We start from the raw sequence: 12,053 nt of genomic DNA on the forward strand, positions 1-12,053 counted from the left end.
GCGTGCCTGGCTCCAAGCGGGCCCCATGGGCAAGAATGGCAAAAGGCGGAATGCGGTGCTACCGTGCATCATTCAAGGCAAGATTCAGTGCCAGTACGTTCACCCTGGGTTCGCCAAGCAGGCCCAGGAGCGGTTTTTCGGTGAGCTTGTCGACAAGGGCATTCACGCTCGCCACGGGGACGTGGCGGGCCCGCGCCACGCGGGCGGCTTGGTACTGTGCCGCCGCGACGCTGATATGCGGATCCAGACCGCTGGCGGACGCCGTCACCAGGTCCACGGGCACTGGCGCCAGATTGCCGGGGTCGGCCGCGCGCAATGCCTCCACGCGGGCCTTGACCGCATCGTTCAACGCCGGATTGAGGGGCCCCTGGTTGGAGCCTCCCGACGCCACCGCGTTGTAGGGCATGGGCGCCGTGGCCGACGGACGCCCCCAGAAATGCGCGGGATCCGTGAAATTCTGGCCGATCGACGAAGAGCCAACGGCCTGGCCATTGCGCTGCACAAGGCTTCCCGCAGCCTCGTGGGGGAAAACGGCCTGCGCCGCTCCGGTAACGGCCAAGGGGTACAGCAAGCCCGTCAGCGCGCTGAGGGCTACAAACACGACAAGTGCGGGGCGAAGAATGTTTTTCATGGAAGGTTCCTCAAATCAGCCCTACGGCCACCAGTATCCAGTCAATCAGCTTGATGCCGACAAACGGCACGATCAAACCTCCGAGGCCATAGATCGCGAGGTTGCGGCGCAGCAGGGCCGCCGCCCCCACAGGGCGATACCGCACCCCTCGCAATGCCAGGGGGATCAGGAAGACGATCACCAGCGCATTGAAGATCACGGCCGACAAGATGGCAGACGACGGGCTCGCCAGCTGCATGACGTTGAGCGCGGAAAGCTGCGGATAGGTCGACACGAAAATGGCCGGAATGATGGCGAAATACTTCGCCACGTCGTTCGCGATCGAGAACGTCGTGAGAGAGCCTCGCGTCATCAAGAGCGCCTTGCCAGTCTCAACGACCTCCAGGAGTTTTGTCGGGTTGGAGTCCAGGTCGACCATGTTGCCAGCTTCCTTGGCGGCTTGCGTTCCGCTCCCCATCGCCACGGCGACATCGGCCTGCGCCAATGCCGGCGCATCGTTGGTGCCGTCACCGGTCATCGCCACCAGTCGTCCTTCCGACTGGTACTTGCGGATCAGCGACAGTTTGTCCTCCGGGGTCGCCTCCGCCAGGAAGTCATCGACCCCGGCCTCCGCGGCGATGAAGGCTGCCGTGAGTTTGTTGTCACCCGTGATCATGACGGTGCGGATGCCCATGCGGCGCAGCTCGGCGAAGCGCTCCTTGATGCCGACCTTCACGACATCCTTGAGTTCCACAACACCGAGCACCTGACGCCCTTCCGTCACCACCAGGGGGGTGCTTCCCCGGTACGCCACCTGGTCGGCGGCGGCCGCCACTTCGTGTGGCATGGCGCCCCCCAGCGCTTCCACATGCCGCGCAATGGCTTGCACGGCTCCCTTGCGCAGCATGGTTGCGGGCTGCCCGGACGCTTCAACGGCAGGGAGGTCGACACCGCTCATCCGCGTCTGCGCAGTGAAAGGCACAAGCAGCACGCCCTGCGGATTCTCGTCGGGGGTGCCCGAACGGCGGGCCAGCTCGACGATGCTGCGCCCTTCAGGCGTCTCGTCCGCAAGCGATGCCAGCAAGGCTGCGCGGGCCAGGCGGCCAGGTGAAACCCCTGGAGCGGGCAGGAACGCACTGGCTTGGCGATTCCCGTGGGTAATGGTCCCGGTCTTGTCCAGCAGGAGCACATCGACATCTCCTGCGGCCTCCACGGCCCGCCCCGAGGTCGCAATCACGTTGGCCTGCATCATCCGGCTCATGCCAGCCACGCCAACGGCCGACAGCAGTCCACCGATGGTGGTCGGGATGAGGCACACCAGCAGGGCCACCAGGGCCGTCAGAGAGACGACAGTCCCAGCCGCTGACGCCTGCACGCTGAAGATCGAAAAAGGCAGCAGGGTGACGGTGACCACCAGGAACACAATCGTCAATGCCACCAACAAGATCGTCAAGGCGACCTCATTGGGCGTCTTTTGCCGCTTGGCGGCCTCCACCATTCCAATCATCCGGTCCAGGAAAGACTCGCCTGGATTCACGGACACGCGCACCACGAGCCAATCGGAAAGCACGCGGGTGCCGCCCGTCACGGCGGAGAAGTCCCCACCGGACTCGCGAACCACCGGCGCAGATTCGCCGGTGATGGCACTTTCGTCGACAGAGGCTACGCCCTCGATCACTTCACCATCCAGCGGAATCACATCGCCCGCCTCCACCAGCACCACGTCGCCGCGGCGCAAGTTGGTGGCCTGCTCCGGCAGGAACGCGGAACCATGGACCGGCTCCTTGAGTTTCTTGGCCCAGGTTTCCTTGCGCAATCCACGCAAGGAGGCTGCCTGGGCCTTGCTGCGGCCTTCGGCCAACGCTTCGGCGAAGTTGGCGAACAGCACCGTAAACCAGAGCCAGACGGTGATGGCCAGCACGAAGCCCGGGCGCATGCTCGCATCCGCCGGTGCGTTGAGGGCATGCAGCCACAGCAGCGTGGTGAAGATGCTGCCGATGTACACGATGAACATCACCGGGTTGCGCCATTGAACCAGCGGGCTGAGCTTGGCCAGCGCCCCCCAGAACGCTGTCCGGATCAGGACAGGATCCAGCAGAGAAGTAGAAGTATTCTTTTTAGTCATCGGCAAACCTCACTTGGCCCAGAGCATCAGGTGCTCGACCATCGGACCCAAAGCCAGGGCAGGCACGTAGTTGAGAAGCCCCACCAGAAGCACGGTCCCCACGAGAAGAACCACGAACAGCGGCCCATGGGTGGGCATGGTGCCCGCCGTCACCGGCAGGCGCTTCTTCGCGGCCAGCGAACCAGCGATGGCCAGGACGGGCACGATCACTCCAAAGCGGCCAAACCACATTGCCAGCCCCAGCAGTACGTTGTAGAACGGCGTATTGGCAGACAGCCCCGCAAACGCGCTGCCGTTGTTGTTGGCGGCGGATGTCAATGCATAGAGGATTTCGGAGAACCCATGGGCGCCAGGGTTGGCAACGCCGGCCTGTCCTGCGCCCGCACTCACGGCAACCGCGGTACCCACGAGCACCAGGATCGGCGTGACCAGAATGGCGACCGATGTGAGCTTCATTTCGCGCACCTCGATCTTCTTGCCCAAATACTCGGGCGTCCGGCCGATCATGAGACCCGCCATGAACACGGCAAGGATGGCGAATACCAGCATGCCATAGAGGCCGGTGCCCACGCCGCCAAACACGACCTCGCCCAGTTGCATGAGAACCAGAGGCACCATGCCTCCCAGAGGCGTGAACGAGTCATGCATCGCGTTCACGGCGCCACATGAGGCAGCGGTGGTCACGGCCGCGAAAAGCGCTGACGCGGTGATTCCGAACCGCACTTCCTTGCCCTCCATGTTCCCGCCCGATTGCAGGGTGCTGACGGATTGGTCCACCCCCAGCGCACTCCATTGCGGATTGCCGGCCTGTTCCGCCGCGACAACGGCCACGACGGCCACGACGAACATCACCGTCATCGCCGCCAGGATCGCGACGCCCTGGCGCTGGTCGCCAACAACACGGCCAAATGCGAAGCACAAGGCCGCGGGAATCAGAAAGATCGCCAGCATTTGCACGAAGTTCGTCAAGGCGGTGGGGTTCTCATAGGGATGGGCGGAGTTGGCGTTGAAGAACCCGCCGCCGTTCGTGCCGAGCATCTTGATCGCCTCCTGCGAGGCCACCGGTCCCATGGCCAGCGTCTGGGTCTTGCTGGTCTTGCCCTCCATGACCGGTGCTCCGTCGGCACCTGTCACGGGCTGGCCTGCACCATCCAGCTTGGGCACTTCATAGGCCGTCTGCTCCAGGGTTGCGACCTCCTTGTAGGCGTCAAAATTCTGGATGACGCCCTGCCCGACCAGAACGAGCGCGATCACAAAGGAGGCAGGCACAAGCACCCAAGCCGTGATCCGGGTGACGTCGGTCCAGAAGTTTCCGACATATCCCTGTCCGTCGGTGCGCCGGGCCGCAAAGCCGCGGGCCAACGCGAACGCCACGGCGATACCGGTGGCAGCTGACAAGAAGTTCTGAACGGAAAGGCCAAGCATCTGCGTGAGATAGCTCATCGTGGATTCACCCGCGTAGCCCTGCCAGTTGGTATTGGCAACAAAACTGATGGCAGTGTTGAACGACGAGTCGCCGGATACCGCCCCCATTCCCTGGGGATTGAGCGGCAGCAGGTGCTGCAGGCGCTGCAGGCCATACACAGCCAATGCACCGATGGCATTGAACGCCAACAGTGCCAGCGCATAGCCGTGCCAGTGCATCGACTGATCGGGAGCCACCCCGGCCATCTTGTAGAGCGGTTTTTCGACCACATGCATCCACCGAGGCAACCGGCCCTCACACAGGGCGGCCAGCCATTTGCCCAACGGCCATGCCAGGACGCCAAGCGCAATCAGAAAGAGCCCGAGCAGGCTCCAGGCAGAGGTTTCCATGTCAGAACTCCTCCGCGCAGATCAGCGCGAACACGAGATAGGCCAGCAAGGCAATGGCCACAAGCGCGCCAAAGCCATAAAGCACTTCGAGGCCGATCATGCGCGCTCACCCTTGGCCGGGCCGAATTTGCCCAGCAAAACCACGGCCTCGGCCATGGCCACCCACAGAGCCGCCAATGCGGCTATCCAGATCATGTCCATCGACAACTCCTGCATCAAAACGTGTGTTTGATTCTCAGGATGTCGCTGTAAAAAGTGTGCACAGACTGGGGAGGTCGCCGTAAAAACGGCGTAAAAATGCGGCCCTTGCGAGGGCCACCGATCTACCGGCGCCTGGCTGCTGGAACCCGCGCCCCGGACGGCTCCGCACCTGTTATCTAGAGCCAGCCCGCCTTGCGAAAGCGATAGTAGAGATAGCAACAGGTGGTGGCGATGAGGGCGATCGCAGCCGCGTATCCGTAGCGCCACTTGAGCTCCGGCATGTGCTCGAAATTCATGCCCCAGATTCCCGCGAACGCCGTGCACACGGCAAACAGACTGGCCCACGCAGCCAGGCGCTTGACGACCTCGCCATCCTCGATGGTGACCATGGACAGATTGACATGGATTGCCGTCCCGATCGTGTCGCGAATGGAGTCGATGGAGGTGTTGATCCGGCCAAGGTGGTCCACCACATCGCGGAAATACTCCTGAGAGCCAGCACAGATTGCGGCACCCGGCCACCGTGCAGCTTGGCCGCACCTTCCAGCAACGGGGCAACGGCGTGCTTGAGCAGGGTAAGGCGCTGCTTGAGTTCATAGAGCCGCCGGATACTGGTCCGCGCGACACCCTTGGTGAATATCTGTTGCTCGATCGTTTCAAGCTCCACCTCGAGGGCATCGATGATCGGGAAGTAGCGATCGACCACCGCGTCCATCAGCGCGTACAGCACAAATCCCGGCCCGCTGCGCAAGAGTTCAGGCTCTCTCTCACAACGCTCCCGCACATCCCAGAAGCCTCGCTCACTGCGGTTGCGCACCGACACCACATAGTTACTGCCCACGAACACATTGAGTTCGCCCAGCCTCGTGACGGTCTCATGGTCCCCACCCGACTCCAGGAGATGAAGAACCACAAAAAGAGAAGGCCCGTATTCCTCGACTTTGGGCCGCTGATGGCCATGGCGGGCATCTTCCACCGCCAAGGGATGCAGGCCGAACTCCTTTTGCAACTCGTCAAGTTCTTCCGGGGTGGCGTCATGCAATGCCACCCACACGAAGCACCCGGGGAGCGATATGTGCTCACGGATCTCACGGACAGGAATGTCGGCGAGCTTGGTGCCATCCTCATACACGACGCAGTTGATCAACATCACAGCACCTCACGCAACACTGGATGCCGGCGATGTTGCCAGCGCGTCACGGTGTCTGGTTGGCGATTCGTGGCGTCCGTCGGCGCTCGGCAACATTTACGGCTTTGCCCGCATTCTTTACGAACTTTATATGCACGTTTTCCTACGCTTGCACCTTCGTTTGTTTCCGCAGGATTTCCTTCATGGCCTTCTCATGCTCCAAAGTGCTCGCCACTGCGCTCTTCGCCACCCTTCCCGTGCTGGCCAGCGCCCAGCTCACCGGCAACGTCAGCCTGACCACCAACTACAAGTTCCGTGGCCAAGACCAGGACACCTCCAAGGCCAGGGCCGTCAAGCCGGCGCTGCAAGGCGGCTTTGACTATGCCTTTGGTGAATCCGGCTTCTATGTGGGCAACTGGAACTCCAGCGTGGACTGGCTGTCGGGCAACTCGCTCGAATCCGATGTGTACGGGGGCTACAAGTTCAAGGCCGGCGACGCGGACCTGGACCTGGGCGTGCTGACCTACATCTACCCCGGCAACAGCAACGGCAACACCACCGAAGTCTATGGCGCGGCCACGTTCGGCCCCCTGACCGCCCGGTACTCGCACACACTGTCCAAGGACTACTTCGCCTACGCCGGCCCCGGCTTCAAGGGCCGCAACACCGGCTACCTGAACCTGGCGTTCGCGCACGAAGTGGCCCCCAAGATCACGCTGAAGGCGTCCGTGGGTTTCACCCGCTTTGGTGGCGACATCACGGCCCCCAACTTCATGGACTACAGCGTGGGCGGTGCCTACGACTTCGGCTCGGGTGTGTCGCTGGGCGCTGCGGTGGCGGGCGCCAGCAAGAAAGAATTCTTCGGCCCCGTCAACAAGTCGCGCGTGATCGTCACGCTCACCAAAGTGCTTTGACTTCCTGAGCGGCATCGCGGCCCAGCGCCTGCCGTTGCCGCGGACGGACAGTACCGACAAGGACCCACCGCCGCGCCACAAGCGGTCCTCGCCGGTGCTTTCGAAAGTCAGGCCACGCTGAAAGGCGCCATACCGTCGGCGGGCCTGTCCCCAGCATCAGAACGACACGGTCGCAGACACTTTGAAGGTACGCGGTGCGCCTGGCATCACGAAGCCGTCGCCGAAGATGCCGATCCAGTACTTCTTGTCGGCCACGTTTTCCACGCTGGCGTTGAAGCGCACGGGCATGCTGCCGAACCTGGTGGCGTAGCTGGCATTCAGGTCCAGGCGGTTCCAGGAGGGCACGCGCAGCTTGTTGCCCGAATCCGCCCACTGCGAGCTGGTATGGACCACGCGGCCGCCCACCTTCAGACCTTGCACGGGCGTTTGCCAATCCAGGCCGATGCGCGCGCGCAGCTCAGGCGTGCCGTAGGTATCGCGGCCGGTGTTGCGCTGCTCGGATTCGATGTGGGTAACGCCGCCCAGCAGCGACAGGTCCTTGGTCAACATGCCGTACATGCTCCACTCCAGGCCGCGCAGCCGCTGCTCGCCGTCATCGACCATGCGGTTGGCACTGTTGGTGACGAAGGAGGGGCGCTTGATCTCATAGGCGCTGACGGTGTGCGTGAGCGCACCCGTCTGCAGCTTCACGCCCAGTTCGAACTGCTTGGTCTGCTTCGGTGGCAGGGCCTCACCCGTGTTGGCGTAGCCCACTCCAACAATCTGGCCGGGCTCCAGGCCTTCGGTGTAATTGCCAAAGAGCGAGAGGGAATCCCCCCAGGGCCGTACCACGGCGGCGAGCATGGGGGAGAAGCGGCTTTCGCTGTATTTTTGCAGCGGCATCTTCACGGTCTGGTGGCGCCCGCCCACTGTCAGCAGCACGGTTTCATGGGCAAAGGCCATGGTGTCGGCGACGGCCAGCGAGCGGTAGTCGTTCACGGTGGTGTAGCCGGTCCACTTGGGCGCTGCGGGAAAGGTGGGCGCCACGGGGTTGTACATGTTGGTGGTGTAGCAGTAGTTGCAGGCGGTGTTGACCGTGCCTTCCTTGTGCTTGAGGACATTGGCCGAAAGCTGCAGGCGGTGCTTGACGCTGCCGGTGTCGAACTTGCCGATCACGCCCGTCTCGGCCGTGCGGCGCTCGGATTCGGTGTGGACGTTGTAGATCGCGCCGCGCGTGGTGCCGTCCGCGCCGGTGACGAAGGCGCGCGTGCCGAACAGCAGGCCGTTGCCCTCGGCCTCGGAGCCACCTATCGCGAAGTACCCTTGCCAGTCGGGCGTGAAGTCGACCTCGGCGCGGGCCAGCGCGCCGCTGTTGTCGTACTGCCCGTGCGTGCCGCGGAACATGTTGGTGTCGCCCTCGGGCGGCGCCAGCAGGCGGCCCACGCCGGGGATCTGGGCGTTGCCCAGAAAGTTGAACATGCCCGGGCTGCCGCCCTCGATCTTGGTGACGCTGCTGTACACGTCCAGCGAGAAGCGCGCGCGGTCGCCCAGGTAGTCCAGCGCCAGAGCCCCCACGCGGCGGGTCTGGTCCTCTTCCTTGGCGCCCATCTCGCCGCTGCCATAGACGCCGTTGAAGCGGATACCCAGGCGCTTTTCATCGCCGAAGCGCTTGCCCACGTCAGCATGGCCCTGCAGGTATGAATGCGTGGCGTAGGTCATCGTCAGGTCGGCGATGGGCTGCGCCAGTGCGCGCTTGGTGACCATGTTGACGGTGCCGGCCACGCTGTTGTTGGGCGGCATGCCCGAGAGCAGCACGTTCGGGCCGCGCAGCACCTCGATGCGTTCGAACATCTCCACCGGCACCGCATTGGCCGGGGCGATGCCGTACAGGCCGTTGGTGGCGATGTCCATCGCGCTCATGTCCAGGCCGCGCAGGTTGAAGTTCTGCAGCAGGTGGTTCTTGTTGGTGATGAAGACGACCGACGAGTCGTTCTCCAGCACGTCCTGCAGCGTGAGGGCCGACCAGTCCTCGGCCAGCTCGCGCGTGTAGGCGTTGACATGCACGGGCGCCTCCAGGATGGACGTGGCGCCCAGGATGCCCAGGCGCGCGCCCGATGCGGCCTTGTGGCCGGGCGCGCGGGTCGGCAGGTCTTCACGTTCGTACTTGCTGCGCACATTGACTTGCTCCAGCGTGGCGGTGGCCGTGCCGCCGTCCGCGGTCTGCCCTGCGACGGAGGCGCTGAAAGCCAGCAGCGCCAGAGCGATGGGAGTAAGCCGGCCGGTGCGGCCAAAGGATGCTTTGTTGGACATTGCTTCTTGCCGGTATTTGATACGAATGAAAATAATTCTCATTATATTTCATGTTGTAACCGACACCCCGCTGGCGACTGAGTACGGTAGGCCTGTTTCTGGAAGTCAAATTGGCCTCCAGCGCTTATGCAGCAAGCGCAGGCAGCTATGAAAATGAAGTGTTGCGCATGCACATCAGGCAGCCACGCCGACCGGATGCACCTTGGCGCGCTGGCGCCAACCCAGCCATCCGAAGAACAGTGCCAGCAGCAGGCAGGTCAGGCCCAGCAGTACCCCGTCCGGACTGGGGTTCAGCACGGCGGCCACGGGTACCAGCGCATTGCAGATCGCCGTGAACCACAACAGGCCGGGCGCAGCGCGTTCCGTGCCGCGCCAGATCGCCCAGGCGATGCAGGCGAGAAACAGCGTGTAGTACACACCCTGGTGGAGCGCGTCGATGTCGCCCACCCTCGGCGCGAACCAGTGCGCCAGGGCAAGCGTCGCGGGTAGCGCCGCAGCGCAGCCCAGGCACACACCCTGCGTGAGCGCGGACACGACACGCACATGGCGCGGCCGCCTCATGGGCTGCCCGTCTTGCGGTTTGCGCGCGCGCTGGGTCCGCGTCTCTATCCACAGCAAATTCCCGGTGTAGAACAGCAGCGCACCCGACAGCCCCAGCAGCAGGTACAGGATGCGCACCGTGTCGCCACCATAGCTGCCGAAGTGCAGCGCGAACAGGCTGCTGAGGAGCGCCGTCGACGCATAGCCGCTGGCACCCGGCAGATAGTTGCGATCGTAGATTTCGCCGCTGCCCAGGTTCACGAAAGCCAGGCCGTAGCGCGAGGCGCGCTGGAAGTGCCGTTCATCCACGCCCCCCACCAGCCCCACGGGGCCGCTGGGGAGCATCACGTAGTCCAGGCCCAGGGGCGCAAATCCCGGCGCCTGCTCCTGTACGCGGCGCATGATTTCGCTCGGAGGCAGCCAGTCTGCGCGCGCCACCTGCGGCGGCTTGACACTGTCGCGCGCGACGGTGGCGCGCAGGCCTTCCTGATAGACGAACTTGTCCTGCGCCAGGTAGACCATGTCGTGTAGCCCGAACACGGCGGCGCTCAGTGCGATGACAAGGTGAAACGGCAGGCTGGCCACGCCCAGCAGGTTGTGCACATCCAGCCACATGCGCTTGAGGTTGGATCCCAGGCGCAGATAAAACAAGTCCTTCACCAGCGAAGGCAGCAGCACCACGATGCCTGACACCAGGGCCAGCGCATAGGCCAGAGACACGAGGCCGATCAGCGGCTCGGCGAATTCCAGCGGAATGGGCAGGCCACCCTTGCGATGCAGGTAGTCCACAAAATTGCCGCTGGTGTCGTCCTCGCGCGGCATGGAGTGCATGCGGTGCAATTGACCATCGTTGCCCAGTTGCCACCACACCGCGTCCTGGCCGCGCACCATGTGCGCAAGCGCGGGCTGGGTGTGGTCCGCACTGGGCCAGCGCAAACGCACGCGGCCCTTGAAGTCCGGGTTCGCGTCGAGGAAGACTTTGGCCAGCGCGTCGCCGTCATTGCTGATCGCACGGGATACGGCGGCCGGTGGCTGGGTCCAGCGGGTGATCTCGGCTTCCAGCATCGAGAAGGCGCCAGCGTAGAAGGCGACGTACAACACCAGCCCGCAGAGGATGCCAACCCAGGTGTGAACCGCCAGGTAGTCGCGAACGGTCTGCGCCTTCATTGCAATACCTTCCAGGCGGTGAAAGCAGCTGCATTGGCCAGCAGGAAAACTGCCAGGCATTGCCGACGGCTTCGGGCCAGGAATGCCGCGCACGGCACGGCGGCCCACAGCAGGACCGCCAGCCACATGGCAATTTGGTCGCGTACCGGCACATGGCTTGGCAAGAGCCCGCCGTACATCAGCAGCCAACTGAGCCACAGTGCCAATGGAAAGCCAAGAAGAAAACCCGTCAATCCCTTGAAGAGCAGATGACGGGGCGCTGCGTCGGGATCTTTGCGACGACTCATCGCACAGCTCTTTTGGAAGCGCCACGGCGCCTGGCCTGGCAGTAGCTCAGGCAGGGTATCGCCAGCATGGCCACCCCCAACACGAAGGCGATGGACACGGCCAGCCCCATGCCGCTGGCGTGGATGCCACCTACAGCGACCAGCGCCGCCGCCACTCCCAGCGCTGCGTACGGCCACCTCTGGTGCGGCCCGTCCGCACGGGGAGTGGCGCGCAGAACCAGCCAGCCACACGCAAAGGTCAGAAGAATACCGATCAACATGTATGCAATTGAGAATAAGAATTGCTACCAATGTTAATCGGTCCCCGTGAACGCCCTGAACCGGGTGCCACCTCAGGGCGCTTTTCGACCCGAAAACCCGTGCCCATGCCGTGTTCATCGCCCCCGCACGCAGCTCTGCGAGAGGCCCAGCCACAAGGCTTGATCACCTTCCGCGTGAACGAACCCGGCAGCGCACGCCACGCCACCGAATGGAAGGCCGCATGGGGAAGGGGGCCGGTATCGAGCACATCCGACGGTTGCCCCCGTTTGCTTCAGTGCAAAGGACTTCATCTGCGGCATGGGGGCGCCGTATTGGCGGGGGTACCGAATTGCAATAAGTCCGTTCACAGATGGGGCTCGCCGCACGTAGCGCAGGCATGGCCCCCATCGATCAGGCCGTGATCGAGATTGCAAACAATAGTCAATTCTCGGATTTTTGATTTATGGCGAGTTACCGTATGTGACATGAGTATTGGGCAGCTGGAGCAATTTGCCCCAACGTCCTATTTCGCCATGTCACAAAAATCGCTCGCCCCACTGATTGCACGGTTGCCTTTGCATGGGCACCTATGCGGTGCCTTGCTTGACAGCACATGACGGCTTGAAATCGCCGTGCGTGGCGGCCTGAAGAGCTGCGTCGCAGAAGGCGCACCTGCAGTCCCCGCATCAAACCGCTGATGAGCGAAATGCCGGCGGCAATTTACTCGAGACCGTGC

General features: G+C 63.4%; 8 protein-coding genes and 1 pseudogene. 1 reads left to right on the plus strand and 8 read right to left on the minus strand.

Translation table 11 applies throughout. The annotated features are described in order from the left end of the window. Nucleotides 1-58: 58 nt before the first annotated feature. From kdpC to AC07PV_RS17550, 5 genes and pseudogenes are all read right to left on the minus strand, one after another. Nucleotides 59-631, minus strand: a complete 573-nt coding sequence (kdpC, locus tag AC07PV_RS17530; RefSeq protein ID WP_218296186.1) for a potassium-transporting ATPase subunit KdpC — start codon at nucleotides 629-631, stop codon at nucleotides 59-61. Between the two features lie 10 nt (nucleotides 632-641). Beyond that, entirely contained in the window at nucleotides 642-2,735 is a 2,094-nt protein-coding gene (kdpB, locus tag AC07PV_RS17535; protein WP_494630911.1) for a potassium-transporting ATPase subunit KdpB, read from the minus strand. A gap of 9 nt (nucleotides 2,736-2,744) precedes the next feature. After that, nucleotides 2,745-4,550, minus strand: coding sequence for a potassium-transporting ATPase subunit KdpA (kdpA, locus tag AC07PV_RS17540; protein WP_494630913.1), 1,806 nt, complete (start codon nucleotides 4,548-4,550; stop codon nucleotides 2,745-2,747). 1 nt (nucleotide 4,551) lies between these two features. Beyond that, on the minus strand, nucleotides 4,552-4,650 hold the full coding sequence (gene kdpF, locus AC07PV_RS17545) for a K(+)-transporting ATPase subunit F (RefSeq protein WP_218296189.1): 99 nt from the start codon (nucleotides 4,648-4,650) through the stop codon (nucleotides 4,552-4,554). A gap of 277 nt (nucleotides 4,651-4,927) precedes the next feature. Beyond that, a pseudogene (locus AC07PV_RS17550) lies at nucleotides 4,928-5,901 on the minus strand (magnesium and cobalt transport protein CorA). Nucleotides 5,902-6,083: 182 nt separating this feature from the next. Here AC07PV_RS17550 and AC07PV_RS17555 point away from each other — a divergent pair. Continuing rightward, on the plus strand, nucleotides 6,084-6,794 hold the full coding sequence (locus tag AC07PV_RS17555; RefSeq protein WP_369643413.1) for a TorF family putative porin: 711 nt from the start codon (nucleotides 6,084-6,086) through the stop codon (nucleotides 6,792-6,794). Nucleotides 6,795-6,950: 156 nt separating this feature from the next. Here the strand turns inward: AC07PV_RS17555 and AC07PV_RS17560 are convergent, their stop codons facing one another. The 3 genes from AC07PV_RS17560 to AC07PV_RS17570 form a co-directional block, all read right to left on the minus strand. After that, on the minus strand, nucleotides 6,951-9,083 hold the full coding sequence (locus tag AC07PV_RS17560) for a TonB-dependent receptor (protein WP_494630914.1): 2,133 nt from the start codon (nucleotides 9,081-9,083) through the stop codon (nucleotides 6,951-6,953). A 174-nt stretch (nucleotides 9,084-9,257) separates the two neighbouring features. Then, complete coding sequence (locus AC07PV_RS17565) at nucleotides 9,258-10,790, minus strand: PepSY-associated TM helix domain-containing protein (RefSeq protein ID WP_494630915.1); 1,533 nt, start codon at nucleotides 10,788-10,790, stop codon at nucleotides 9,258-9,260. Next, nucleotides 10,787-11,077: a hypothetical protein gene (locus AC07PV_RS17570; RefSeq protein WP_218296194.1), complete on the minus strand. Its 291-nt coding sequence runs from the start codon at nucleotides 11,075-11,077 to the stop codon at nucleotides 10,787-10,789. The genes AC07PV_RS17565 and AC07PV_RS17570 overlap by 4 nt, the downstream gene beginning before the upstream one ends. Between the last annotated feature and the right edge of the window lie 976 nt (nucleotides 11,078-12,053).

This window comes from Acidovorax sp. GW821-FHT09A11 (genome assembly GCF_059418365.1).